The following is a 24,984-nucleotide window of genomic DNA, read 5'->3' as shown; positions in this document are numbered from 1 at the left end:
ATAATATAAGAAGTTCATAAAAGCTTAAACTTCGCGATTATGTATTTAAAGGTAAAATTAGACAGGACTGTTATTGTTACGAGCAAAATTAGAATTTAGAATATTTGAGTTTGAAATGATCTTTATGTGGTATCTAATATCTGTAACCAGTTATAATTTAAAAATATTCGGAGGTTTTGATAATGGGTTGGATTATTACATTGATCGTAGGTGGCATCATCGGTTGGCTCGCTGGAGTCATTATTGGTAAAGATGTGCCATTCGGCATTATAGGAAATATTATCGCAGGACTTGTAGGTGCCGCGATTGCGAATTCAATCGGACTCAGCTTCGGCCCAACACTTGGCGGGGTCAGCATTATCGGTGGATTGCTTGGTGCAATCATCCTTATCCTGATTGTGTCATTCGTCATGAAGGCACTAAGAAAAGCGTAAAAGCTGATAACAAGTCATTCCTAAAAAGGGATGGCTTTTTTTACATATTGTATTGAAGACATTATTTAAGGAGCCAAAAAGCGGTCTTATTGGTATGATGATATCAATAACGATAAAGAGGTGGAAAAAATGATTATAGAAGGCATTGCGGTAACAGTGCAGGATGTACAGGACTTGAATGATTTCGGGGCGGATCGTATAGAACTCTGTGCAGATATGGATAAGGACGGTTTGACGCCAGGTACGGAGCTGATTCGAGAAGCGGTAAGGCACTCTGATATTCCAGTCAACGTGATGGTCAGGCCCCATGGTGAATCTTTTTGCTACACCAGCGAAGATGTAGAGAAGATGCGTTCATCCATTAGGACAGTCCGAGAGTGTGGCGAGCCGGTATCGTCCTCGGGTGTCTCACTGAATCAGATACAATCGATGAAGATACATTGAAAACCCTCTTAGCTGAAAGTGGTGACTTGGATGTGACTTTCCATAAGGCATTCGACGCGGTGGATGATCAGTCGGCGGCTCTTGAAGTCATTAAACGTTACCCTGAAATCACAACCATCCTGACTTCAGGTGGAAAAGGCGCCTCCGTAGATAACAAGGCAACATTGAAGGCATTGATAGAGAAGACGGAAGGCACTCCGCTTACAATCATGCCGGGCGGTGGTTTGAACACAGAAAATGTACCTCAGTTAATGGCAGCACTCACCCCAGACGCCCTTCATTTCGGCACCGGCATCAGAGCAGGGGGCACCTATGGGGGACGCATATCAGAAGCATTGGTTCAAGCAGTGAGGAATGCTGTGGAATGAGGATTTACTAGAAAGTAGAAGATCGGATGGGCATAAAATAGCCTATCCGATCTTTTTATTTCATGTATTCAAGCCACAGGCTTTCCAATTGTTCTTTGCCGCGGGTGAGTTCGGATGGAACTTCACTTTAGCGTAATAGCGTTCATGATTAATCTTTTCAAGGGTTGTGCGGCTGTTTGCCTCGTCCCCAATTATTTGGGAAGCGGCCAGTTCCCCCTGCAGCATGGCGACTTTCGCATTTTCTATACCTGTGATGTTGCCTGCGACATAAAGGTTTTCTATTTCGGTACGCATCCTGTTGTCGTGGAGCGGAACGTAGCCGCCGAGTGATTCAATGTAGACATGCTTCATATTCAATAGGGAACATATTTCACTGAGCGGCGCGAGACCGTCGGAAATGCACACGAAATCGCATGGTATCGTCCGGCTTTTTTTCGGTAAGATATGGCCCTTCGAATCAATCTCATGGACGGTGACGGATTCGACCTGTTCTTGGCCATTGATGCGCGTGACTTTCTCGCGTATGGAAATGGGGAGCCCCATGGCGTTCACACCACTTTTGGGGAATAATTTGACTGCAGCCTTATGGGACAGAGGCAGTTTGGCACCGAGCCGGCTGGCTGATGCGATAAACTTTGAAGGGGCTAATCCCCGAGCGCCAACAACGTTTCAAACGCGTCCATCGGGGACTGTTCGTTTAAAGGATTGTCCGGCGGCAGGCAGATCTTGGCCACCTCTATATCCGCATAGCCGAGTTCGAGTGCGATTACCAGAGATAGCGGGTTCATGCCGATGATCACACCTCTGTCGCCCGGGGCGACCCTCTGGAAGTTGGTCAGGACCTGTGCCGCCCCGACCGTCATGACCCGGGCAGGTCCCAGCCCGGCAGGGGGAACGATTTCTCACGGGCGCCTGTGGCGACGATGACGTTATATGATTCGAATGTGCCTCTGGTCGTATGGATCGTGAAATGGGCATCCTTTTCTATATTGATGACGGAAGTGGATGGCCTGAAGGCCACCGCTTCTTTGACATCGCCAAAGAGGGAGTCGGCGATCTCCTGACCGTTCCACCACACATCCTTCTCTTCTTCGTAGAGCTGGCCGAGCAGCCTGCCGCCGGGATGGTAGTATTCGTCGATGATGAGGACGTTCTGCCCATCCTTCAATATGCCTGCTGCACTCAGGCCGGCCGGGCCGCTGCCGATGATTATCGTATCAAACATCGCGCTTCCCTCCTTCTGTGAGGTAGGGAAGCATGTCTTGTGACTCTACAGTCATATTTTCTTCAAGTGGTGTCATGCATGCCCGCTGATTCCGACGACCGTCCACCGTCACCCGGCATTCCGAACAGTGGCCGATGTTGCAGTACAGGCCGCGCGGCTTTCCATCCTTTTCATGGCGTCTGAGTATGCGGACATCATTTGCGAGCAGGGCGGATGTCAGGCTGTCGCGGCTGCTGCCATACAAGGTCCGGCCCTCCCAGCTGAACGGGATTTTGTCATCCTCAACCGGCCGAGGATGGCGTGATGGGTGATCCGTCTCGTCATTCCGATCCCCCCTCTATCAGTTCTGAAAATGAAACCGTCCGTATCGGGGGCTGCGATTTGAGATTGATGAAGGTCGGTTCGGCACTGTGGTCCCCGGTCAATTTTTCGATGAACGGGCCGCATGTCCGGGAGGTGCAGAAGCCCATTCCGGCACGGGATTTCAACTTCAGTTCCCGCGCGTTGGTCGCCCCTTCCTCGATGATGTTCTGTAATTCCGACATGTAGATGTTTTCACACCTGCAGACGATGAAATCTTCAGTCATTTGTGATCCTCCTATCGTTTCTGTGCGTCTATACCATTGATAAGAAATAATTGTGCCAGCCCAAAATGACTTGGCACTTAACCTGAGCGACGTCTACAGGTCATACTTCCTGATCTTCGAGTAGAGTGTCGGCCGGCTGACGGACAAGGCGTTTGCGGTCTGTTCGATATTGGAGTTGAACTTGTCGAGCATGTGCCTTAAATATTCCGACTCAGCCTGCTCGATGAACCCCTTCAATGCGGTATCGCCGTCTAGAGCAGGGTAGGTGTGCGGACGCGCTTCGTCCACCTCATCCAAATACTTGAGGAAAATGTCTGGATCGAGGTGGGAACCACCGGAGAAGATGACGAGGCGTTCGACGATATTGATGAGTTCCCTGACATTACCGGGCCAATGGTATTCCTTCAGCAAGTTGACGAGCTGGCGGTCCGCGTAGCGCATCTCAATGTCATATTTCTGCGAAATCTGAAGCAGATAATAGAAGAACAAGGATTCCACATCGTCAGGCCGTTCCCTAAGTGGTGGAATATGTATATTGATGACATTGATGCGGTACAAGAGGTCTGACCTGAAATCGTCGCCTGCAAGCAGATCGGCAATCTTTCTGTTTGTTGCGGACACCAATCTGAAGTCCGCCGCTTCTTCGGTATTGCTGCCGAGTTTGAAGTAATGCTTCTCCTGCAGGACTCGCAAAAATTTGACCTGCATATCAATGGGCATTTCACCGATTTCATCAAGCAGCAGCGTGCCGCCTTTGGCCGCTTCTATCTTGCCTTTATTGCCTTGCCGGTTCGCGCCGGTGAAGGCCCCTTTTGCGTACCCGAACAGTTCGGATTCGAACAGGTGCGAAGGGATCGCCCCACAGTTGATCGGGATGAACGGCTTGTCCTTGAATGTAAGATCATGTACCGCCCGGGCGAACAGCTCCTTGCCAACCCCGGTTTCGCCGGTGATCAATATGTTCGCTTTTGTGTTCGCCGCTTGGCGTATTTGATTTTTGACGCCTTCGATCTGTGCACTCTTATAGACGATGCTTTTAAACGGATCTTCGGAATGGATCTTTTTGACGCTGCTCGACAGCGTCTCCACCTGGCTCTGCAACTTACGGATCTCTTCCTTCTGCCGCACCTCTTCCGTCACATCGACCTCGGATACTACCGCCCCCTGCACCGTTCCATCGATGATGAGCGGCACCGATTTGATGTCGACGAATATTTCCGGGGTGGCCTGATGCCCCTTCCTTTCTATGGTGCGCTTGTTGCGCAGCGATTGGAGGATGACCAGTTTGTCCTTGTGGAATACATCGGAGATTTTACGCCCTGTGATGTCTTCTGCCCGCATATTGAATATCTCTTCTGCACGCCGGCTGAAATAGATGATTTCCTCATTTTTGTTGATGATGGTAAACGAATGATGATGGAAGTTGATCAGTTCATCAATCAAGTGTGTTTCGAACATTGCACCCATCCTTTTATCAGAAATTTTAATAAATTATATGTTTCTTTACAGTTTATATTAAATGACAAAAGAAATACAGCCATTTAAATGTGGCATGCTTTTTTCTTTATAGACAGTAGAGGGGAGGCAAGACAATGAATCGACCACATTATGATGTCCTGATAATAGGCGGCGGCATCATCGGCGCAAGTATCGCCTACCATACCGCCGAAAAGGGATTCAAGGTGGCACTCCTGGAAAGCCGGGGGCTTGCATCCGGTACATCATCCAAATGTGACGGCAACGTGCTGCTGATCGACAAGGAGCCAGGCTTCGACAGCCGCATGGCGATAAAAAGCCAGGCGCTCATCCATGCGCTTCCCGATGAACTGGATATGCCTTTTGAGTACAGGCAGCCAGGCAGCATATTCCTGTGTGAGAATGAAGCGGAGCTTGAGCAGGCGTACAGTTGGGTGGACCAGCACAATGCAGTGAACGATAAGGCAGTATTTTTCAGGAAGCTCGACCGTGAGGACCTTAAGAATGATTCCAAACATTTTTCGGATCACCTTGTGGGTGGGATCGAATGCACAAATGATGCGACACTCAATCCCTATATGCTGACATATGCCTTCGCCCATCAGGCGGAAAAGAAGGATTGTGATATCCATGAATATACGCCGGTGACGGCTGTCGAGAAGGAGGGGGATGCCTTTACCGTCCGTTCGCATGAGAAGGCATTCACAGCCAAACGCGTCATCAATGCAGCCGGCATATACGCCCCGCATGTCGGGCGCCAACTCGGAATCGACATTCCGATCACGCCGAGGAAAGGCCATATACTCGTATCAAGCCGCGCCGAGCTGATGGGCACGCGCAAAATCCAGGAATTCGGCTATCTGATGACCAAATTCGGCAAGGAGCGGACAGCGGATGCGGAGATGAATGACTACGGCATCGCGCTGGTCCATGAGGCCACAGACAGCCAGAATTTCCTGCTCGGCAGCAGCCGTGAATTCATCGGGTACGACCATACAGTGGATCACAGTATCATCAAGCTGATCGCCAAGCGCGCAATACACTTCTTCCCCGGCATGAAGGACATGTCCATGATCCGCAGCTATTCGGGGCTGCGCCCTGGACACCGGACCATCTCCCGATCGTATCGGAAACTGATGTAGATGGCTTCTATGTGGCAGCAGGTCATGAAGGGGACGGCATTGGATTATGTGCCGTGACGGGGCACTGGATGGCCGAGATGCTCGCCGGCACCCTAGAGGAAGACTTGTCGCCGCTTGACATCAACCGTTTCAAAGGAGGGATACATACATGAATGGCAGCAAACAATTCATCACCATCGATACGCATACAGGCGGCAACCCGACGCGGACAGTCGTGGCGGGGATGCCTGAATTAAAGGGTGAGACGATCCAGGAAAAGATGCTCGATATGAAGGAAAACCACGATCATATCCGTAAATTCCTGGTCAACCCACCGAGGGGGCATGACGTCATGAGCGGCACGATTCTGCTGCCGCCGCTGGATGATGCAGCAGATTTCAGCGTCATCTTCATCGAGACGGGCGGCTACCTGCCAATGTGCGGCCATGACACGATCGGCACATGCACGGCGTTGGTCGAGCTCGGATATGTAGAACGCCAGGAACCACTCACCACCATCGTCCTCGATACACCAGCCGGCATGGTGGAGGCGACATGCACCGTCAGTGATGGCAAAGTCGAATCGGTCAGTTTCGTCAGTACCGATTCCTTCCACCTCAAAACCGTGCATGTCGATGCCGGTGACTACACGGATATCCGCTGCGATGTGGCGTATGGCGGCAACTTCTACGGCATCATCAAGGCATCCGACATTGGGGTGGCACTTGACGTGGACCGTTCCGAGGAGATTGTGATGAAGGCCATGGCGATCCGGGACATCATCAATGACACGAATGAAGTCAGGCACCCGTCATTCTCCTTCATCAACAAATTGACCCATATGGAACTCTACGAAGAAGGCGACCCGGTCAGGAATGCCGTCGTCGTGCCACCTGGGGGCATCGACCGTTCGCCGTGCGGCACCGGCACCTGCGCCAAGGCAGCGACATTGCATCAGGCAGGGCGCATGCAGGTCGGGGAGTCCTTCATCCATGAAAGCATAACAGGGTCGAAATTTTCAGCGCAGATCCTGTCTGAGGCGGCGCAGGATGGGTGGATTATCTGAAGGTCAGGATAACGGGTTCAGCCTGGCTGATGGCGAGACACGACTTCTACATGGATCCCAATGATCCGCTCAGCCAAGGCTATCTGCTCATTCCGGAAATATAAGGGGGTAGGATTGATGATTAAAGTGATAGACAGTTACGACGTACATGTCCATGGCCAGCTGATGCGCATTGTGCAGAGCGACCAGCTTGACTACGGCCCGGACGGGTTCGATACGAGGCAGCTGATGGCCCGGGAGCCCCGCGGCAGCAAATATGTCAACGTGATGGGCTACCATCTGTCTGGGGACACGATCCACACCTACATCGACAGTTTCTCAGGCGTCCACAACCAGGCAATCATGCTGAAGACGCTGGTCAGCACTCTGGTTGACCGCGGCCGACTGCCGGAGCGGACGTCGTACAGCGTCATCTGCGACGGCCGCACATTCGATTTGAAGCATTCACAACTTGCCTATACCCCTCTTGCCGAGGTGGCTGAAGCGGGCAATTCCTTCCGGTCGGGTGATAAAACGATTACGCTGCTTGAAACGGATATCACATTGGAGATAGACCGCCTCGCTGAAATCAAGGAGACACTTGGCAGTGACGGCCAGCATGACTATACCGTGTACATCAATCGGGGCCGTCATCTGTGTTTGATGCAGAGGGTGATATCGTGGCCCATCCGGTCCATGAAGTGATCTCGCTGCTCCACTGCAGCCACGAAACCACCGCCTTCAACGGCGCAGCAGTCGAAGTGGCTGGAGGCATGTATCACCATCCATATTTCTTCATATCGAATTCACAATTCTATATTGATGAAACGGATATATATACGCGCGGCTTCGTCATCAAATAAATTAAAGGGGTTTTTATATGACAAAGGGGACAAGGAAAAGGAAACTTCCAAGCGGCAAAATATTGGCTTTTATACTGGTGATGTTCGTCATCATCATGTTTTCGTTCATCCTCGTACTGGAACTGCCGATACAGCTCGCCCTGCTCACCATCTGGTTCATGATCATGGGCGTCGGCATCTATCTCGGAAACTCCTACCTGCATATGGAGCGCGGCCTGCTCCAGGGCATACATGAAGGGATGGGGGCCATACTGATCCTTATCGCAGTCGGCGCACTGATCGGCTCATGGATCGCCGGGGGTGTCGTGCCGACCTTGATCTACTACGGCTTGAACATCATCAGCCCGAGCATCTTCCTGATGGCGGCGATGATCATCTGTACGATTACGGCCTTATCGACTGGCACATCTTTTGGTGCCGCCGGGACGGCTGGCATCGCGATGATGGGCATCGGCGAGAGCTTCGGATTGCCCCTCTACCTGGTGGCAGGCGCTGTCATCTCAGGGTGTTATGTCGGCGACAAGATGTCACCGCTATCCGATACTACGGTCATGACCGCATCCTTATCGAAGGTCGATCTGTTCCGGCATATCAAGTCGATGTTGTACGTATCGGTGCCGGCATTCATCATTTCAGCCCTTTTGTACTGGGTGGTTGGGCGATACTGTCCCGGGGCAGTGGGGACCTGACGGTTGCCAAAGAGACGATGGCAGGGCTCTCACAGACCTTCAACATCTCATGGGTGATGCTCATTCCTGCAGGTGTCGTCATCGCGCTGTTGATACTGAAGATGCCTTCAGTGCCAGTCATCATGTTCGGCGCACTGCTCGGCAGCCTGTGGGCGACATGGTTCCAAGGGTATGAATTCATTGAAGCCATACAGACGCTCTACAGCGGCAGTTCCCTGGAGACAGGCATCCCGTTCATCGACAATCTGCTTAACCGGGGCGGCGTCACCTTCATGCTGGAAGTGATTCTGTTGATCATACTGGCACTCGGGGTTGGTGGACTGCTGCAGTCGATCGGTGCCCTTGAAGTGATCGGCAACATTCTGGCCAACTGGGCGACCAATACGGGCAATGTCACTTTGACGACGATGATGGCGTCATTCTTCGGTGTCTTCTTCGGTGGTGCGGCCTATGTGTCGCTACTGACGGGTACCAAAATAACGGAGGAGAACTACGACAGGCTTAATCTTGACCGGTCGCTGCTGTCGAGGAATACAGAAGCCGGGGGCACCATAACGACACCGATGGTCCCATGGTCTGACGGTGGGGTGTTCATGGCGACCACGCTCGGCGTCTCGACGCTCGTATACTTGCCGTTCTTCTGGTACGGCTTCCTGGTCATGATCATTACACTCATTTACGGCTATACAGGCAAGTTCATATTGAAAAAGGAAGACAACAAACAATTGGAGGAGATTGAAAATGGTCAAGAACAAACAACTTAAAGGGGTTTTCCCAGTACTTATCACACCGATGCATGAAGATTATTCAGTGAACTATGAAGGGTTGAAGGAGAACGTTTCCTATTATCTGGATCAGAAAGTATCCGGTTCTGGTCATTGTCGGCAGCACCGGGAGTTCGTCTCACTGGACGATGATGAAAAGGCGCAGATTGTGGAACTGGTCAGCGAAATGGTTAAAGGCACCGATACCCAGCTGCTCGTCGGCGTCTCCGATGAACGCACGGATAAGATGTTGAAATACGCAGAACATGCAGAGCAGCATGGTGCAGACGGACTGCTTGTGATCAACTCATACTACGGGGGTCCGACACCAAACGAAATCTACCACCAGTTCAAGGATGTCAACGACCACGTATCCACTCCGGTCATGCTCTACAACAATCCGTTCACTTCAGGCATCGACATCGATCTTGAAACAATCTATAAGATCGATCAGACACTCGACAACGTGACGCACATCAAAGAATCGAGCGGAGATATAAGGAAGCTTAGAGACATCGCAAGAAATACGAATTTCAATATCTTCTGCGGCTCCGATGACCTGGCATTGGAATCATTCCTGCATGGCGCTACAGGATGGGTGTCGGTAGCCGGAAACATTGCACCAAACAGCGCGGCGAAAATGCTTGAACATGTCGAGGCTGGGGACTACGAAGCGGCGAAGGAAATAAACAAGGATCTATTGCCGCTATGCGAGTTCCTCGAGAACTCCGGGAAATTCGTCCAGATCGTCAAGAAAGCGATGGACCTAAAGGGGTTGAACGGTGGCCCTTCCAGGAAGCCGAGACTTGGGCTGACTGATGAGGAAACGACACAGTTGAAGGCATATATGGAAAAGTTGAATTAAAAAAGAGGCGTTCTACGCCTCTTTCAAACCAGACAGTATCTCATTTTTATATTTATTGACGGTGCGCCGGGAAATGTGGATGTCGCGCTGTTCGAGAATTTTGGATATGCGGGCGTCCGGCATTCCTAGGAACCCTTCAATCTGGCGGATCATATTGATCACTTTGCTCCGGGAGACGCCCGACACGGCTTCTTTTGACAGCAGGGCCTTAAGTGGCATCGTGCCGAGCGGGGTGGAGATGTACTTATTGACGAGAAGCCGGCTTACTGTAGCCGGGCTCAGGCTGGTATTATCCGAAATGATGGTCTGATCGAGCGTCTCAAGGTAACTGCTCCTGCCCGACAGATAGTCTTTCTGTACGGTGGCGATGACGCTCAGGACTTCATGCATATACCGGCTTCTGGCATTCATTATGGAGACGAGCTCTTCGTACTCTCTCTGGAACCCATCCATCAGCTTGTCGAATTCGGGGTCATCTGCAGACAATGCCAGCGGCTCGAATGTGATGCTGCCCATCAGATGGTCGGGGATTTCGATTTGGATGTCACCGTCCGCACCGAGGGTGATGAAGGCGTCGGGCTCGATTGACGCGTTGTCACGAGAAGATAACGGCGATAACCCGAGTGATCTGATATGGTCGAGATAGTCAAGGAACGCATCGGTCGAGATAGAGGCGTCGGCCAGGAAGCTGAAATCATCATGGGCGATCGATGACAGATGGCTCGCAAACAATTGGAACAGTGCTTCATCATAGTGGTCGTCATTTATAAGCTGGAAGCGCAAGTAATCCATCGCATCACTGCAGCCGACACCAAGCATGTCGTAGGCCTTCAATCGTTCGAGGTTTGAATGCACCCGCTCAAGCGGGACGCCCTCCATCTCTGCGATATGGCATGGATCCGCTTCCAAAAACCCATTTGAATCCAAAGAGTATATCAGTGTGCGGATGATTTTGAAGTCATCTTGGGGAAGGGTGCATCTGAAATCGAGAAGCATCTCACTGAGGGTGTCCGGGCCACATGCGTCGTGATGGTACGCCAAGACATCGAGCGGCATCTTCTCCTCGTCGATCAGGAGGAGGGGGTTGGCAGCGCATTTATCTTTTATGTAACGGTTCAATTCCTGCTGGTTGAATTTAAACAGTTGGATGCCATGAAAAAGGTAATGGTTCAAAGCCAGCGTCTGATCGTTTGAAATATGAGTGTCGAGAGTCAGCATATTCATGCCTCCTAGTATGATATGTCTGGTTCAATTATACATCCTTTAAAAAGATATGTATAATAAATAATGTGAGTATTAAGAAATTTCTAATATGATAAGGAGTGTCATAGATGATGGAATTGAAAGACAGTGTCAAACAGTTTATAGACAATGCAAGCGGACAATACATCAACGGCGAATACAGGCAGTCGAACAGCGGCAATACATTCGATGTGACCAATCCAGCGACAGAGGAGAAGATAGTGTCGCTTGATGCCGGCACAAAAGAGGATGTCAATCAGGCAGTCAAGGCAGCGCGTGATGCATTCGACAATGGCGAGTGGACGCGTATGGAACCGGCCGACAGGGAGCGCCTGATCCATAAATTCGCCGATCTGCTGGAAGAGAACCGTGAAGAACTTGCCCAATTGGAAGCGTTGGATAACGGCAAACCCTACAAGGTTGCCCTTGAAGATGATGTAGACGGCACCATCCAGCACTTCAGATATTACGCGGGATGGGCGACGAAAATATCCGGCAAGACGACGAATGTCTCTACAGAACATATCACCTACACGCTCCATGAACCGGTAGGGGTGGCCGGCCAGATCATCCCATGGAACTTCCCGCTCGCCATGGCAGGATGGAAGCTCGGTTCAGCTCTTGCGGCAGGCTGTACCGTAGTCATCAAACCCGCTTCCGAGACGCCGCTGTCACTGCTCTATACAGGCAGATTATTCAAAGAGGCCGGCTTCCCGGACGGCGTGGTCAATATCATCACCGGTTCCGGCCGTGAAGTGGGCGGCGCCTTGAATACACATCCTGGCGTCGATAAACTCGCCTTTACAGGCAGTACGGCAACGGGCCGGACGATAATGGAGAAGGCGGCTGAGAATATCACCGGCGTCACGCTTGAACTCGGTGGGAAATCGCCGAGCATCGTCCTTGCCGATGCGGACCTCGAAGCGTCACTGGACGGCATATTCGACGGTACGATGTACAATCATGGGCAGAACTGCAGCGCAACGACGCGCGTCTTCGTCCAAAGGCCGATCTATGAAAAGGTCATTGAAGAGATGAAGAAGCGGGCTGAATCATTGAAGCTCGGCGCGGGACTCGACGCCGACACCGATATGGGGCCGCTTGTGTCCAAAAAGCAGCTCGAGACGGTAATGGGCTATATCGAAAAAGGAAAAGAAGAGGGTGCACGCCTGGTCACCGGCGGCAACAGTCCGGAAGGTAAGGGCTACTTCGTGGAACCAACGGTGTTCGCCGATGTGGAGGATGACATGACGATAGCGCGCGAAGAAATATTCGGACCGGTCATGTCCATACTGCCTTTTGATACAGTGGATGAAGTGATAGAACGTGCAAACGACAGCGAATACGGTCTGGCTGCGAGTGTCTGGACGGAGAACATAAAAGCGGGCCATTATATCTCAAGCAAGCTGGAATCTGGAACCGTGTGGATCAACGACTTCGGTCTGGAACTTGAAACGATGCCTTTCGGGGGCTATAAAAACTCAGGTATCGGACGTGAAATGGGCGGAGATTACGGCATTTCAAACTATATAGAAGTCAAAAGCGTCTTCGTCAACATGAAGCAGTAGCAATATAAGCATGAAACCCCACTCAAAATGAGGCTATTTTGAGTGGGGTTTCTTCTGTTCATCTGTACTACGCTTTGGCCTGTCGTCCAAAAACTGCGGCCTGCCTTCGGCATCGCGGTATTGGCCTAAAGTGTGCTCGTACGTTGAGACGGGTGGGTTATGGCGCTCGGCATACAGGTAGGGGATGGTCGGAAACTCCTGCAGTCTGGTCGAGTTCTTCATGCTACCACTCCTTTTGGTACATAGTCGCGCCCTTTGATGTAATTATACACCAAAACCGCAAATTGTGCTGTCCTGAAGTATCCATTCTGGCGACATATATATGAATGAAGAACTATATCTGAAACCTCGAATCTGATAGAGTAATGGATATCCCAATCAGAAAGTGAGATTTCCATGACAGATCTACTCATCATCCTTTCGTTCATGCTGTTCGGCATCGGCGGCATCGCTTTTTCCGCAGCAACGATCACTACGGTACTAAGAAAGCTTGGCGTGACGGAGTATCCAAGCCGTGAATATTGGCGCTTCACCATAATATTCGTCTCAAGCGCGATAGTGGTCTACATCATTTCCGTACTGATCCGCAGCATAGGATAAAAATATCCCCATCGGTGGACAAAAGCCACCGATGGGGATATTGCTATTGTGCAGGTTGTTTGCTCGATACTTTGCTTGCGACCCATCTTACGGTCAAGGCCGCTCCGAGCAGCAGTCCGACATAACCTAAGATCGGATAGAAGAAATTGACGAGGCCGACGAAGCCGACCAGGCTCAGGAAATATCCTAAGATCAGTCCGCCGCCGAGCAGCAGACGGTAACGTTTCGTATAAGGCTCGGAAAACCTGGAAAGGAACGGATAGAACATGCCGACTGCGGTATTATAGATGACCAGCAGCATGACGATCGACAGTCCGATTCCAAGTATAGGATGGATTTCGCGTGCCAGGACGAGCGATGGTATCTCAGAAGGATTGGTGATGTCAATCCTTGCGAGCAGTCCACCGTTCATCAGCACGAGCAATAGGATCAGCATGATGCCGCCGAACAACCCGCCTTTACGGGCTGCTTTAATGCCCGATGCCTGGGCGCCCATGATGGACAGCAAACTGAATGCCATCGCAAGGACGATGCCGCTGTAGGTCAGGGCGTCCCACCACCAGGCGGCTGAAGGCGTCTTCGTCACGTCAGTATATTCTTCCACTTGTGTAAATGGGACGCTTGGATTGAAGAAGCTGTAGGCTGCGATGATCATGACGAAAGCGATCAGGAAAGGTGTCACTGCACCAAGCGCCACAAGAATCTTATTGAAGCTCATGTTCAATGTAATGAATACTCCGATGGCCAAGATGAGCGAGCCGAGCCATGACGGCACGCCGAAACTTTCATTGAAGGCCGAACCGGCACCTGCAAGCATGATGACCATGACGCCGTACAGGAAGAAGACGAGTATGTAGTCGATGACCTTGCCAAGTTTTTTCCCAAACAGTTCGTTGATCGGTTCAAGATGCGAATCTGCATCCAGACGATTACCGAGCTTCGATGCCTGGCGCCCGATGAACATCGTGACCAGCCCTGAGAGCAGGACCGCCCAATAACTCATCATGCCGTAGTTGGTGAAGAACTGCAGGATCTCCTGACCTGTAGAAAAGCCTGCTCCGAGCACCACCCCTACATAGGCGAACCCGATTTTCAGCGGTTCTTGTTGATTACTCAAACAAATCTCTCCTTCTTGAAGTTGCAGGTCATTCTGGAAATGCACACCAGAATGACAGAATTTAAAATATTATTCTGAAATATATTTCAACAATACTATACTAAACATAGAGCACACCACAGTGTCAAACGGTCATAGAGTATATTACTATGAAATTTATTTTAATGATAAATGAAATAATATTTCTGTAAAACTAATGAAAACGCTATCACAATATACTTGTAATACTAGACCGTACAAGGGATAGAGCATGATTTTTTCATCAATGAAACTATGTGGATGAATATGTTGCGAGACCAGTATAATGCAAGTGTAAAAATATACTATTTATTTCGTAAATTTATGCAGGAGTGAAGAAAAATGCGCCGGATCACTTCAGATTTCACACCACACAGTGAAGCGTGTGGCACATACCGTCTCGTCTACACGCGACTTGAAAAGATTGAGAAGGATTCATTCGATCATGTCCATCTTGAAAATCATGTCTTGTTTGAGTGCGTCAGAAAAGCAATATAGCCGAACAGAAATAACCCCGGGACGCATATACACGTCCCGGGGGTTATTTCTGTTTTGATCGATCATATGAAATTTTCCAGCTGTTCGAGCAATCTTCTGTAATTCTCCACAGCAGTCTCCTTATGCAGTCTATTGCTTATTGCGACTGATTCGAGTCCTCGATCGGATATCTTCATCATCGATTCAGCGAATGCTTCGATGTTTTGGGGCTCGACCAGATAGCCTGTTTTGCCTTCATCGATGATTTCACGTGGGCCGTATCGGACGTCGTAGGATATGACGGGACATCCGGCATCTATACTTTCCATGACTGTCAACCCGAATCCCTCAAACTTGCTTGTGAGCAGAGAGGCTTTGGATTCTGCGAATACTTTTTTAGGGTCGTCGGTGAAGCCGTGGACGTCTATATGGTCTGCCAGCTCGAGTTCTGCGATGAGCTTCTTGAGTGACGCGAGTTGATTTGCTTCGTCCATGCCATAAAGGGCGAGTCTTTCTTCATATCCTGCATCCTTGAATATCTTAAAGGCACGGATCAGGTGGTCGAGTTGTTTCTGAGGGCCGAAACGACCTATATAGACGAACTGTTCTTTAACTTTCCCCTTCCCGTTTTACTCGGAGTGAGGAAATGGGGATGACGCTGAATTTCTCGTCCGGTATGTCCATCACTTTCTGGATGTCTTCCTTCTGATGATGTGTCAATACGAGGTAGCTCGCAACCTTGTCGCTGTTTTCCAAAGCATAGCCATAGGAGCCGCGTATCCCTGAATCAGTGTCGGCCAGATGGGAACTGTGGAATACCAGAACATTTTTTGTCCCACTATCATTGGAGAGGAGCGGGCGGTCGAGCAGACGGGCGTCATTGAATACAATATCTCCCTCGCTGAACCTTGTTTCGAAATAGTACTGGAATAGTCGTTTCTCATCCGCAAAAAATTTATAGGGTCTGCCATCTTTCAGCAGTTCTATCAGGGATAGATACGGTTTGTCGTCTTTGATGGTGTAATGCTTGATGCAGTAGACATCTCCGTGGATATCATAAAATTCTTCTGAAATTCTGTGGAAGGTTTTGGGATCGTACCGCGTAATCTGGTGGAGATCGCCATATTTGTTGTAGCTTCTTCTTTCCACCTTTTTCTTGGATACGGGGCTCATGAAATCCTCGAATTTAAGCACGTGGGATCCTTCATGAAACTTGCGGTAAAGGTTATATTCGTCGCCTTTGTAGTAGCGCACAGTATCGTCATCGACACGTTCTGCAGTCAATCCTTCAATGTCAACTTCACTTTCCGTTATCTTGGGTTTGTTTATGATCAGCGTTTTCTTTACGTCGAATAATTTATAGCCTGAGAGCCAATCGTATATGTTTTCAAATTGTGTGTTCTCATGCACGGTGTTCCTTTTTCTGAACACCTCATATATATCAGGATAGTTGATATTGTAATTGGTCGTAAGGATTGTCGATTGGACACCGAGTTCATCCTGAAGCAGTTTGATTCTGCTCAACAATGCTTTCGTTCTCCCGCCGTGCTGTTCGGGCAGCGTTGAAGTCACTGTATAGATCATCAGATTTATCCTCCTTGGGGTTTACCTGGTGGTATGCCATTCATGCCTGCAACATATCACCAGGGTACATCAGCTGCGTGCACCTCTTACCGGTTTATGGAGCGGGCCATGCGCACATAAGTATGGCGGCGGCCGCGGATGGCGATCGAGTAGGCCATAATATTTTCCGGCACCGCGATGCCATAGAAGCCCGCGTCTCCGATGTGATGGATGTCGGCCCCGGCCATCTTGGCGTTTAAGGCAATCTGGCGGATGGTCGCGGCATCGGCACCTTCCTGGCTGGTCCCGATCGTGGACATCACAAGTGCACCTTGTGAATGGATATGGGTGATATATTGCTGGGCGTCTTCCACGGTGATGCCGGGGACCGTGCCGGGTGCCGGCATCAGAATGACATCGGCGCCTGCACGGATGAAGGTGTTGAGGGCTTCATTGGTGATGATGGTACTGCCTGTTTCATTGGCGACACCAGCGCCATGCATTTGCCGGCGATGATCAGTGTATCTTCGCCGAATATCTTCCGGGCACGCGCTATGGCGAGGGCGATTTCATCATTTGAGACGCCTGTTTTTGGATTGCCGGTAAGGCAGATGAAGTCGAAACCGAGCGTCTGGGCAGCCGTTAGTGCTTCTTTGGAGGCGACACGCCCGCGGTTGATGGTGTCGAGCGCTTCAATCTCTTCGGCATCGAGGTCGACCGGTTCAAGGTTGAGTCCGATCGGCCGCCCTGTAAGCTGTTTGATTTCCTGCATGAGCTCTGTGCGGACAGATGGGACCAGTCCTTCTACTTTCGGTTCGAAGACATCCAGCAGGTTGAACAGCAGCATATCCGCTCCGAATGAAGCGGCCAGTTCTGCATTGGTGATGTCCGGGTAGAGTGGGGGCACGGTGGCCATCGTCTCTGCGAGCATCACCTGGCCTTCACTTGCCTGGATGGATTGTTTCAGATCCCGGCCGGATATGCCTTTGAAATCAGATGCATTACAGTCCAGTAATCGTTTCATAATGGATCGTCTTCCTTCTTTGCCCTCATTCTATATAAAAATGGCCCCGCTGACCAGTTTGAAGCGGATGCGGGGGTGTACTGAAAATATATTTCGGCCCATACTCTGCCACCGTCAAATATATATGGTATATTTACAATGTAAAAATACATTTTCTATACTACCTTATCTGAAAAGGGGAATGGCCATGGACAGAATCAATCTGATTACACTTGGCGTCAAGGATATTTCAGTTTCCGTCGACTTCTATAGGAAACTTGGATTGGAGTCGATCATAATGGGGATGAGGAAGAAATAGAAATCATCTTTTTCAGGATGAAGGGATCGAAACTGGCATTGTATCCGCTCGACACACTTGCCACAGAGACCGGAGCGGATGCGATGGACATGACACATGGCTTCAACGGCATCACCTTGGCATTTAATGCGAAGTCTGAAGCGGAGGTCGATCACATACTGGAGCGGGCCAAAAAATCAGGGGGCATTGTCACCAGGGAAGCGAGCCCAACCTCATGGGGCGGCTACAGCGGATACTTCAAAGATCCGGACGGCTACTACTGGGAAGTCGCCTATGGTGCTGACTGGGAGTTTGATGATGACGATATGCTGATCATATAGAAATACGGCCCGCCTCTTTGAGGTGGGCCGTAGTCAATCAGCGGTTGGAAGGGCTGTTTGATGAGAGGGTGAAGGTCATGGCGGTATGTCCTGCCGCTTCCTGTACTTTCAAAAACGCGGATTCCAAGGCATTGAAGATGTCACGGACGTCCCCATCCAGTCGTGTGGCACCATGACCGGCGCTCACCTTTACACCTTCATCCGCTGCTGTATTGATGCGGGATTGGATAATCTCCATGTAGTCCCCAGTACCCAGCGGATAGAGCGCGAATTTGCATCCGGCCTGTTGCGCCACATCTCTACGCGGCGCTGTCGAACCGGCCGGTGTTTTGGAATCGTCCTCCTCTTGAGCCCGGGGCACCCGGCTGAAAATGTGCCGCTCATCGCCACGTGCTTGCCGGTCTGTGCGGCGTTTAAGTAGATCGACTCCACGACAGCAAAAACGTCGGATATCGAGCCGTGCACCCAGGATGATACGTCATCCGTCTCCATCATGACTTCAGCAGTTTCGGTCTTCTCCAAAGCCGATAGGATGACATCCACGAAGTCATCGCTCATCACACTCAAGTTGAATTGACAGCCTACAGGCTGTTTTGAACTGTATTCATTTCCCATAATGCCATACCTCCTGAATATTGATATAAAAAGACTGCAATCCGATAGGAATGCAGCATGAAGGTATATCAGCTGCACTTCCCCACGCTGGTGTTATCCAGATCGGGTCGTAGGGGTCCGGTGATCCGTCTCAGCTTCATATAGCGCCCCCAGTGCATCGGTATGCAGTTTCACCCCCATCATACATGTGATCGGCCATCGACTACAAGTGACAGCTTCAGATGATTAAAAATAAATGGCGCTTAAAAGTTTGAAAATTGAAACAAATGGGTATCTGTATCGTGAACGGATACGGTCATTAAAAGAGATGCGCTTTGGGACTTAAGGACAAAGTAGCACAAACGTTCCTGGAAAAGGAGTCAAAGTCGCAATTGCAGATGATGATGGAAACGCAAGTAGGAAAGCAGAAGGAAATTTGGCAGGCCATGGTGACGTCGCATTTCAATGGATCGACGTATCAGTGGAAGAGGATTTTAAAAAAGGCGTTGCTCCCGCCGTGGAAAAGTTTGGACATCTGAATATCATGTTCAACAACGCCGGAATCGGTGTCCAGGGTGAGACGCACAAGCTTTCCTACGAAGATTACCATAAAGTGATCAGAGTCAACCAGGACAGCGTATTCTACGGTTCGAAGCATGCCATTCCTGAAATGCAGAAGGCTGGAGGCGGGGCGATCATCAATACCGCATCCATTCTCGGCAGTGTAGGCGAACCGACGGCATTTGCTTATAATGCTTCCAAGGGCGCAATAAACTTAATGACGAAATCCGTTGCATTACAGTATGCCAAGGATAACATCCGCGTCAGTGCAGTAGCTCAGGGCTATGTCGATGCCAGTATGGTGAATAAGGACGCATTAGGAGAGTTTTATGATGCTCTCGTCGACAAGCACCCGATCGGCAAGTTCGGCAAGCCTGAAGAGATTGCACACGCAGTGGTATTCCTGGCGGAGAAAGGGTTTACGACTGGCACGACCCTCCTTGTAGATGGCGGCTATACCGCCCAGTAGTTTTGCAGGGGCAAGGCATCAGACAGATGGTCTGGTGCCTTTTTTGTTGAACCCCATTCAATATCATATCCGGAAAGATGCGGATGGTAGTGTTGTGGAAGGCTGTTTGATTATTTCAGCGAGGATTGTTATCTTAAGTGGGTGCTCTTAGCAGCTAGTGCTAAAATTTATGGAATATATAACAGGAGGAATGCACATGAGAGAAAAAGCGAAATTGGATTCATTGGTTTTTTGGCCAGCGATAGTCGTCCTGGCTGCGTTGACATTATTGCTGATCGTCTTCCAATCATCGGCGGAATCATTTCTTAATGCTACTTTGACAGCTATAAACACTAGAATGGACTGGATATTCGAGTTTTTGACGTTCGGTCTGTTCCTGATGCTATTATGGATTGCGTTCGGTAAATACGGCAAAGTCAAACTGGGTGAAGGCGCACCTGAATTCAGCAATTTCAGCTATGGTGCAATGCTTTTTTGCGCAGGCATGGGGACGAGCATCATGTTCTGGTCGATAATAGAACCCATGTATTATCTCCAGGGGCCGCCTTTTGGATTTGAGCCCGGGAGTGAATCGGCGACCGAATGGTCAGTAGCGTATGGGATGTTCCACTGGGGATATCTGCATGGTCCATCTATGCATTCCCGACATTGGTCATTGCGTATTCATTTTTCAATAAAAACAATAAATCCCTAAAAATCAGCCAATCCGTCAAAGGCGCTTTAGGGAAACACTCAGATGGTGTACTCGGTAAAATAATTGATATACTCGTCATCTGGAGTCTGGTTGGTGGCCTGGGTACTTCTTTAGGTCTCGGTGTACCGATGGTGTCAGCAGGAATCGGTCATCTTCTTGGGATCGAACAATCCGTCATGTTGAGTATAGTGATTATGGTGATCTGGGCAATCATATATATAACAAGTGCCTCCCTTGGACTTTATAAGGGCATCAAGAAATTGAGCAACCTCAATGTCTATCTGGCTTTGGCGCTCGCATTATTCGTCATCGTAGCTGGACCGACAGGATTTATACTTACCTACTTTACAGATAGCTTCGGCATCATGACACAGAACTTCATGCGGATGAGCTTCTACACGGATCCAATAAGAGACAGTGGCTTCCCACAAGCTTGGACGATCTTCTACTTTGCATGGTTCGCAGCCACGGCACCATTCATGGGTCTGTTCATCGCACGTATTTCACAAGGACGTACGCTGAAGAGCCTGGTGTTACATATCCTTGGATGGGGATCTTTGGGCAGCTGGCTATATTTCGGCGTGTTCGGCGGCTACACCATGAATCTTCAGTTGACCGGCAAATTGGATGTGCTCGGCAGCATGGCGGATGTCGGGGATGCTTCGACGATCATCAAAGTGCTGGAGACGCTTCCGTTCAGTTATATTGCGATACTATTTTTCGTAATACTCGGGTTTATATTCTTGGCCACTTCACTGGATTCCGCTTCCTATATACTGGCCTCCACGGCATCAGTGAAGGTCGGGGACGGTCTGGAACCACCGATGTGGCACACGGTCATATGGGGGCTGATCATGGCACTTCTATCGATTTCCCTGCTTTTGATCGGTGGATTGAATGTTGTACAGACCTCTGCAGTGGTCGTGGCAGTGCCGGTCGTCATCATTTATGTGCTGCTTATAATTTCACTATTCAAATGGTTGAAGAACGATAAACATGTTTTCGAGGAGGAAAAATAAATGGGTGTCTTTGATGTAGACTATACTAAAATACAGGAAAAAACTGATTTCCCTTATGAAGTGGAAACGACTAACCACACATGGATTGAAATGTCGGATGGTACTAAGCTATCGGCAAAACTATGGCAACCTGTGGGCAGAAATGTGACTAAAGGGACGGTGCTAGAATTTCTGCCCTATAGGAAAGATGAGTTTACAGCATTAAGGGATGAAATCCGTCATAAGTATTTCGCGGGCTTCGGCTATACTTCAATACGGGTCGACATCCGTGGCACGGGGACTCAGAAGGCATAATCGAAGATGAGTATCCACAGCAGGAGCAGGATGATGCGCTAGAGATCATCAGTTGGATTGAAGCGCAGGAATGGTCCAACGGTTCAGTTGCGATGATCGGCAAATCATGGGGTGGCTTCAACGGCCTCCAAGTCGCCTCGCTTCAGCCTAAAGCACTGAAAACAATCATAACCCTATGTTCTACAGACGACCGTTACGCGGATGATGTGCACTACAGGGGCGGCACACTCATGGCTTCGGATATGCTGTGGTGGGCGTCGACGATGTTCGCCTATAACGCCCGCCCGCCGTTCCCACGGTTTGTCGGGGACAAGTGGTATGATATGTGGCTTGAGCGGATGGAACACACACCACCGTTCGTCGAAGAGTGGGTCGCCCACCAGACGCGCGATGAATATTGGAAGCACGGCTCTGTCTGTGAAGATTATGATGCCATTAAGATTCCAGTATTGACGATGAGTGGATGGGCTGATGGGTATACGGATCCGCTCTTCCGCCTGATGGAAAAGCTTAAGGTGCCAAAAAAGGTATAGTTGGACCGTGGGCGCATGAATTCCCCGATATGGCCATACCGGGACCTCAATTCGGTTACCTCCAGGAAGTGGTCGAATGGCTCGATAAGTGGATGCAGGACGATGAAGCGGTGGACCATAAGGATGAATTCCTGGTATATATCCAGGATAGCGTCAAGCCTGCCACTTCCTATGAATACAGGGAGGGCAAATGGATTGATCTGCTGAATGAAAAGCAGGACGAAAAAAACTTGTTCGATCAATTATCAGGTGAACGCCGATTGAAGAGCAGCCAGCATCATGGATTATATTCAGGGGTATTCTGTCCTTTCGGACAAGATGGGGACCTTCCGGATGATCAGACCATCGATAACGCACTGGCCACATCATTCCTCCTGGATCCGCTTGATGAAGATTTGAATATAGTGGGCCAACCTGTAGCGCGATTAAAGATCAAATCCGATATCGAGGATGCGAACATCCATGTACGGATTTCCGATGTTCATCCTAACGGTGAAAAAACACTTGTGACGATGGGACAATTGAACCTCAACCATTATAAGAGCCATGAGTTCCCTGAGAATCTGCCGATAGACCAGTATATAGATGCTGAGGTGACGCTCGATGTGATCGGATATAAGATTCCAAAGGGGCATTCAATCGAACTTTCCTTATCGCCGGACTACTGGCCGCAAATATGGCCTAAAGCGAAGGCGCCTGTACTGACTGTCGACTTCGATGCTTCGGTGCTCGCAACACCCGTCATAAATGACTATTCAGAAGTGACCTTGAAGCATGCACAGGCAGAAACAGCAGCCCCTATCGATAAAAAAGTCCTTCGGGAAGGCTCAAGGACACGTGATATCGTAAAGAAATTGACTGAAGACACATGGGTGCTCGAAGATTATTCAGATGAAGGTCTCCGGACCCTCACAGACCTGAATATCACTTACGGTACCGAAAATAGGAACGTCTATACGATAAAAGAGGGCGATCCGCTTTCTGCCAAGGTGGAATGTGATTGGAAGGTCATCGTCAAGGATGATGATATCGACACTGAATTGACTACAAGGAGTGTCATGACTGCCGACCAGGAATATTACTATCTCGTGAATGAATTGACGGCTTGGAACGGTGGCACCGAAGTGTTCTCAAAAACATGGAATAAAAAAATAAAGAGGAATTACACGTAAGATGCCAAAAAAGCCATGATCATAAAAGTGTAGTGACCCAGAAAGTTAGACTTTTAGAGCAGAGAAATCTGCTCTATTTTTTTATGCACTTTTCAACTGGTGCTCCTGCTGCTCCCGGTACTGTATCGGGCTCAGCCAGCCCAGCTTCTCTTTGATCCGTTTTGTATTGTAGTATGTGATGAAGTGGATGATTGCCCGTTTCAATGACTCAAAACTATGGTAGGTGTTGCCATGGTAGATTTCCTGCTTGATGATACTGAAGAAGTTTTCCATCGGTGCATTATCCAGGCAGTTTCCCTTCCGGGACATGCTCTGAAATATGCCCTGGGCTTCAAGTGTCCCCCGATACGCCTGCATCTGGTAGGCCCATCCCTGGTCGGAGTGGAAGGTCTGCCGGTAGGGACAGTCTGTGGATGCTTCGATGGCAGTCGCCAATGCAGACAGGATACCTGCAGCACTCGGCCGCCTTGAGATGTTGAAACTGATGGTTTCACGATTATACAGATCCATGAAGGGATCCAGATACAATTTCTGCTCCACCAGCCTGTCGGAAGCATCCCGTTCATAGTATTTGAATTCAGAGGTGTCGGTGGTGATTTTCTGATGTGCAATTGGTGTGTCAAATCGGCGGTTGATCCGATTCGGAGCGGTCTTTCCGACAGTGCCCCTGTATGAATTGTACTTGCGTGTCCGCCGGGTGTAGCTCTCGACCTGCAGGTGCATGTCGGCCATCAGCCGCTGCACCTTCTTCTTATTGATGCCATGGCCTGCTTTCCTGAGTGCCGCTGTCATCCGGCGGTAGCCATAATCCTTGTGCGTCTCCCGCAGTGTGGTGAGTGCTGGCTTGAGTTCGGCATCCGGATCCGGACGGTCGAAACGCTTCTGCCAGTACATGTAGGTCGCCTTGGGAAAGCCGGTGGCTGAAAGAATATCCTTCAGTCTGTATGTTTCCCGGAGGTCGTGGATGAGTCGTGAGATCTCTTCGTTTGTCGCCGGCTTTTCTGTTCCCGCAACCTCCGCAGTTCCTTTAAAAAATCGTTCTCTATCTCCAGTCGTTTCACCTTGTCCTCGAGTGCCCGGATCCGGTCATCCTCCGGCTGTCCCTCCCGTGGCTGCTTTTGTTCATCAGACATTTGCGATCGCCGCCCCCTCCGTATGGAGAGTCCCGATACACCCGCCTCCCGGTACCGCCCGACCCATCCGGCAATCAATGCCGGATTGTTCATCTCCAGTCGGGCGGCAACATCGGCGTAGGACATCTCCGTATTCAGGTACAACTCTACCGCATTCATTTTAAATTGAACAGGGTAATGCGTGCGCTTGCGGGATCTGTATAGTCCAGCCTCCCCTGGTGGGTGTAGGCATTGACCCATTTCAGGACTGTTTTAGGATCCGGGATATTGTATTTTCTGCTCATATCCGCCAGGCTGTATCTGCCCGTCAGGTAATCATTCACCACTTTCATTTTCAACTCGAAATTGTATTTGGCCATAAAAGTAACCCCGAAAGTTAGATTTTAGGTCTAACTTTCGGGGGTCGG

General features: G+C 49.8%; 20 protein-coding genes, 11 pseudogenes and 1 riboswitch. Of the genes and pseudogenes, 17 read left to right on the top strand and 14 right to left on the bottom strand.

Going from position 1 to position 24,984, the window contains the following annotated elements:
- Positions 1-182 precede the first annotated feature (182 nt).
- Positions 183-434 carry a GlsB/YeaQ/YmgE family stress response membrane protein gene (locus ACYF68_RS10905; protein ID WP_461046832.1) on the top strand — a complete coding sequence of 84 codons (252 nt, stop codon included), beginning with the start codon at positions 183-185 and terminating at the stop codon, positions 432-434.
- A gap of 129 nt (positions 435-563) precedes the next feature.
- Positions 564-1,246: pseudogene (locus ACYF68_RS10900) on the top strand (copper homeostasis protein CutC).
- A 60-nt stretch (positions 1,247-1,306) separates the two neighbouring features.
- On the opposite strand, the gene ACYF68_RS10895 reads toward ACYF68_RS10900, so the two are convergent.
- The 6 genes from ACYF68_RS10895 to ACYF68_RS10870 all read right to left on the bottom strand — a co-directional run bounded on the left by ACYF68_RS10895 (position 1,307) and on the right by ACYF68_RS10870 (position 4,516).
- The gene (locus ACYF68_RS10895) at positions 1,307-1,789 is read right to left on the bottom strand and encodes an FAD-dependent oxidoreductase (protein WP_461046831.1); all 483 of its coding nucleotides are present in this window, start codon (positions 1,787-1,789) and stop codon (positions 1,307-1,309) included.
- 101 nt (positions 1,790-1,890) lie between these two features.
- A complete protein-coding gene (locus tag ACYF68_RS10890) occupies positions 1,891-2,034 on the bottom strand; it encodes a hypothetical protein (RefSeq protein WP_461046830.1) in 144 nt (47 codons plus the stop codon).
- Positions 2,035-2,105: 71 nt separating this feature from the next.
- A complete protein-coding gene (locus tag ACYF68_RS10885; RefSeq protein ID WP_461046829.1) occupies positions 2,106-2,471 on the bottom strand; it encodes an FAD-dependent oxidoreductase in 366 nt (121 codons plus the stop codon).
- Positions 2,464-2,715, bottom strand: coding sequence for a (2Fe-2S)-binding protein (locus ACYF68_RS10880; protein ID WP_461046827.1), 252 nt, complete (start codon positions 2,713-2,715; stop codon positions 2,464-2,466). The genes ACYF68_RS10885 and ACYF68_RS10880 overlap by 8 nt, the downstream gene beginning before the upstream one ends.
- 76 nt (positions 2,716-2,791) lie before the next feature.
- The gene (locus ACYF68_RS10875) at positions 2,792-3,058 is read right to left on the bottom strand and encodes a (2Fe-2S)-binding protein (RefSeq protein ID WP_380572050.1); all 267 of its coding nucleotides are present in this window, start codon (positions 3,056-3,058) and stop codon (positions 2,792-2,794) included.
- A gap of 93 nt (positions 3,059-3,151) precedes the next feature.
- The gene (locus ACYF68_RS10870) at positions 3,152-4,516 is read right to left on the bottom strand and encodes a sigma-54 interaction domain-containing protein (protein WP_461046825.1); all 1,365 of its coding nucleotides are present in this window, start codon (positions 4,514-4,516) and stop codon (positions 3,152-3,154) included.
- Positions 4,517-4,650: 134 nt separating this feature from the next.
- Between ACYF68_RS10870 and ACYF68_RS10865 the strand changes: the two are divergent.
- The 7 genes and pseudogenes from ACYF68_RS10865 to ACYF68_RS10835 form a co-directional block, all read left to right on the top strand.
- A pseudogene (locus ACYF68_RS10865) lies at positions 4,651-5,696 on the top strand (NAD(P)/FAD-dependent oxidoreductase); the annotation flags it as partial.
- On the top strand, positions 5,688-5,828 hold the full coding sequence (locus tag ACYF68_RS10860; RefSeq protein ID WP_461047654.1) for a hypothetical protein: 141 nt from the start codon (positions 5,688-5,690) through the stop codon (positions 5,826-5,828). The pseudogene ACYF68_RS10865 and the gene ACYF68_RS10860, both read left to right, overlap by 9 nt.
- Positions 5,825-6,825 (top strand): annotated as a pseudogene (locus tag ACYF68_RS10855) (proline racemase family protein). The gene ACYF68_RS10860 and the pseudogene ACYF68_RS10855 overlap by 4 nt, the downstream one beginning before the upstream one ends.
- A gap of 13 nt (positions 6,826-6,838) precedes the next feature.
- On the top strand, positions 6,839-7,405 hold the full coding sequence (locus tag ACYF68_RS10850; protein ID WP_461046823.1) for a hypothetical protein: 567 nt from the start codon (positions 6,839-6,841) through the stop codon (positions 7,403-7,405).
- Positions 7,381-7,563 (top strand): hypothetical protein, encoded by a 183-nt coding sequence (locus tag ACYF68_RS10845; protein WP_461046821.1) that lies wholly within the window; start codon positions 7,381-7,383, stop codon positions 7,561-7,563. Before ACYF68_RS10850 ends, ACYF68_RS10845 begins: the two co-directional genes overlap by 25 nt.
- Positions 7,564-7,580: 17 nt before the next feature.
- Positions 7,581-9,016 (top strand): annotated as a pseudogene (nhaC, locus tag ACYF68_RS10840) (Na+/H+ antiporter NhaC).
- Positions 8,994-9,881, top strand: coding sequence for a dihydrodipicolinate synthase family protein (locus ACYF68_RS10835; protein ID WP_461046819.1), 888 nt, complete (start codon positions 8,994-8,996; stop codon positions 9,879-9,881). Before nhaC ends, ACYF68_RS10835 begins: the two are co-directional and overlap by 23 nt.
- Before the next feature lie 12 nt (positions 9,882-9,893).
- Here the strand turns inward: ACYF68_RS10835 and ACYF68_RS10830 are convergent, their stop codons facing one another.
- Positions 9,894-11,099 carry an RNA polymerase factor sigma-54 gene (locus ACYF68_RS10830; protein WP_461046817.1) on the bottom strand — a complete coding sequence of 402 codons (1,206 nt, stop codon included), beginning with the start codon at positions 11,097-11,099 and terminating at the stop codon, positions 9,894-9,896.
- Between the two features lie 113 nt (positions 11,100-11,212).
- Between ACYF68_RS10830 and ACYF68_RS10825 the strand changes: the two genes are divergently transcribed.
- Positions 11,213-12,691: an aldehyde dehydrogenase family protein gene (locus ACYF68_RS10825; protein ID WP_461046815.1), complete on the top strand. Its 1,479-nt coding sequence runs from the start codon at positions 11,213-11,215 to the stop codon at positions 12,689-12,691.
- 33 nt (positions 12,692-12,724) lie between these two features.
- Here ACYF68_RS10825 and ACYF68_RS10820 read toward each other — a convergent pair whose 3' ends face one another.
- Positions 12,725-12,913, bottom strand: coding sequence for a hypothetical protein (locus tag ACYF68_RS10820; RefSeq protein WP_380572032.1), 189 nt, complete (start codon positions 12,911-12,913; stop codon positions 12,725-12,727).
- A gap of 174 nt (positions 12,914-13,087) precedes the next feature.
- On the opposite strand from ACYF68_RS10820, the gene ACYF68_RS10815 reads away from it, so the two are divergent.
- Positions 13,088-13,291: a hypothetical protein gene (locus ACYF68_RS10815; protein WP_344703890.1), complete on the top strand. Its 204-nt coding sequence runs from the start codon at positions 13,088-13,090 to the stop codon at positions 13,289-13,291.
- A gap of 43 nt (positions 13,292-13,334) precedes the next feature.
- On the opposite strand, the gene ACYF68_RS10810 is transcribed toward ACYF68_RS10815, so the two are convergent.
- Complete coding sequence (locus ACYF68_RS10810) at positions 13,335-14,408, bottom strand: YkvI family membrane protein (protein ID WP_380571984.1); 1,074 nt, start codon at positions 14,406-14,408, stop codon at positions 13,335-13,337.
- A 369-nt stretch (positions 14,409-14,777) separates the two neighbouring features.
- Here ACYF68_RS10810 and ACYF68_RS10805 point away from each other — a divergent pair.
- Positions 14,778-14,924 (top strand): annotated as a pseudogene (locus tag ACYF68_RS10805) (iron-sulfur cluster repair di-iron protein ScdA); the annotation flags it as partial.
- Positions 14,925-14,986: 62 nt separating this feature from the next.
- Here the strand turns inward: ACYF68_RS10805 and ACYF68_RS10800 are convergent.
- Both ACYF68_RS10800 and ACYF68_RS10795 read right to left on the bottom strand, forming a co-directional pair.
- Positions 14,987-16,487, bottom strand: a pseudogene (locus ACYF68_RS10800) (glycosyltransferase).
- Between the two features lie 86 nt (positions 16,488-16,573).
- A pseudogene (locus ACYF68_RS10795) lies at positions 16,574-17,490 on the bottom strand (DUF7916 family protein).
- 315 nt (positions 17,491-17,805) lie between these two features.
- Here ACYF68_RS10795 and ACYF68_RS10790 point away from each other — a divergent pair.
- Positions 17,806-18,108: a VOC family protein gene (locus ACYF68_RS10790; RefSeq protein ID WP_461046812.1), complete on the top strand. Its 303-nt coding sequence runs from the start codon at positions 17,806-17,808 to the stop codon at positions 18,106-18,108.
- 37 nt (positions 18,109-18,145) lie between these two features.
- Here ACYF68_RS10790 and ACYF68_RS10785 read toward each other — a convergent pair whose 3' ends face one another.
- Both ACYF68_RS10785 and ACYF68_RS10780 read right to left on the bottom strand, forming a co-directional pair.
- Entirely contained in the window at positions 18,146-18,346 is a 201-nt protein-coding gene (locus ACYF68_RS10785; RefSeq protein WP_380709662.1) for a YkoF family thiamine/hydroxymethylpyrimidine-binding protein, read from the bottom strand.
- The gene (locus ACYF68_RS10780) at positions 18,298-18,723 is read right to left on the bottom strand and encodes a YkoF family thiamine/hydroxymethylpyrimidine-binding protein (protein ID WP_461046811.1); all 426 of its coding nucleotides are present in this window, start codon (positions 18,721-18,723) and stop codon (positions 18,298-18,300) included. Before ACYF68_RS10780 ends, ACYF68_RS10785 begins: the two co-directional genes overlap by 49 nt.
- Positions 18,724-18,785: 62 nt before the next feature.
- Positions 18,786-18,884, bottom strand: a riboswitch (TPP riboswitch).
- 203 nt (positions 18,885-19,087) lie between these two features.
- On the opposite strand from ACYF68_RS10780, the pseudogene ACYF68_RS10775 reads away from it, so the two are divergent.
- From ACYF68_RS10775 to ACYF68_RS10760, 4 genes and pseudogenes are all read left to right on the top strand, one after another.
- Positions 19,088-19,732: pseudogene (locus tag ACYF68_RS10775) on the top strand (SDR family NAD(P)-dependent oxidoreductase); the annotation flags it as partial.
- Positions 19,733-19,901: 169 nt separating this feature from the next.
- Positions 19,902-21,445, top strand: a pseudogene (locus ACYF68_RS10770) (BCCT family transporter).
- A pseudogene (locus ACYF68_RS10765) lies at positions 21,446-22,272 on the top strand (CocE/NonD family hydrolase).
- Positions 22,273-22,301: 29 nt separating this feature from the next.
- Complete coding sequence (locus ACYF68_RS10760) at positions 22,302-23,444, top strand: CocE/NonD family hydrolase C-terminal non-catalytic domain-containing protein (protein ID WP_461046809.1); 1,143 nt, start codon at positions 22,302-22,304, stop codon at positions 23,442-23,444.
- Positions 23,445-23,525: 81 nt separating this feature from the next.
- On the opposite strand, the pseudogene ACYF68_RS10755 reads toward ACYF68_RS10760, so the two are convergent.
- Positions 23,526-24,936: pseudogene (locus tag ACYF68_RS10755) on the bottom strand (IS3 family transposase).
- Between the last annotated feature and the right edge of the window lie 48 nt (positions 24,937-24,984).

It is taken from the genome of Salinicoccus sp. CNSTN-B1 (assembly GCF_054792835.1).
This window is presented reverse-complemented; position numbering and strand designations above follow the sequence as displayed.

Bases quoted from the DNA above. Each gene is read 5' to 3' on its own strand.
- ACYF68_RS10905 (WP_461046832.1), top strand. From the start codon at position 183: ATGGGTTGGATTATTACATTGATCGTAGGTGGCATCATCGGTTGGCTC.
- ACYF68_RS10895 (WP_461046831.1), bottom strand. From the start codon at position 1,789: ATGGGGCTCCCCATTTCCATACGCGAGAAAGTCACGCGCATCAATGGC.
- ACYF68_RS10890 (WP_461046830.1), bottom strand. From the start codon at position 2,034: ATGAACCCGCTATCTCTGGTAATCGCACTCGAACTCGGCTATGCGGAT.
- ACYF68_RS10885 (WP_461046829.1), bottom strand. From the start codon at position 2,471: ATGTTTGATACGATAATCATCGGCAGCGGCCCGGCCGGCCTGAGTGCA.
- ACYF68_RS10875 (WP_380572050.1), bottom strand. From the start codon at position 3,058: ATGACTGAAGATTTCATCGTCTGCAGGTGTGAAAACATCTACATGTCG.
- ACYF68_RS10870 (WP_461046825.1), bottom strand. From the start codon at position 4,516: ATGTTCGAAACACACTTGATTGATGAACTGATCAACTTCCATCATCAT.
- ACYF68_RS10850 (WP_461046823.1), top strand. From the start codon at position 6,839: ATGATTAAAGTGATAGACAGTTACGACGTACATGTCCATGGCCAGCTG.
- ACYF68_RS10835 (WP_461046819.1), top strand. From the start codon at position 8,994: ATGGTCAAGAACAAACAACTTAAAGGGGTTTTCCCAGTACTTATCACA.
- ACYF68_RS10830 (WP_461046817.1), bottom strand. From the start codon at position 11,099: ATGCTGACTCTCGACACTCATATTTCAAACGATCAGACGCTGGCTTTG.
- ACYF68_RS10825 (WP_461046815.1), top strand. From the start codon at position 11,213: ATGATGGAATTGAAAGACAGTGTCAAACAGTTTATAGACAATGCAAGC.
- ACYF68_RS10820 (WP_380572032.1), bottom strand. From the start codon at position 12,913: ATGAAGAACTCGACCAGACTGCAGGAGTTTCCGACCATCCCCTACCTG.
- ACYF68_RS10815 (WP_344703890.1), top strand. From the start codon at position 13,088: ATGACAGATCTACTCATCATCCTTTCGTTCATGCTGTTCGGCATCGGC.
- ACYF68_RS10790 (WP_461046812.1), top strand. From the start codon at position 17,806: ATGAAGGGATCGAAACTGGCATTGTATCCGCTCGACACACTTGCCACA.
- ACYF68_RS10785 (WP_380709662.1), bottom strand. From the start codon at position 18,346: ATGGAGATTATCCAATCCCGCATCAATACAGCAGCGGATGAAGGTGTA.
- ACYF68_RS10780 (WP_461046811.1), bottom strand. From the start codon at position 18,723: ATGGGAAATGAATACAGTTCAAAACAGCCTGTAGGCTGTCAATTCAAC.
- ACYF68_RS10760 (WP_461046809.1), top strand. From the start codon at position 22,302: ATGGCCATACCGGGACCTCAATTCGGTTACCTCCAGGAAGTGGTCGAA.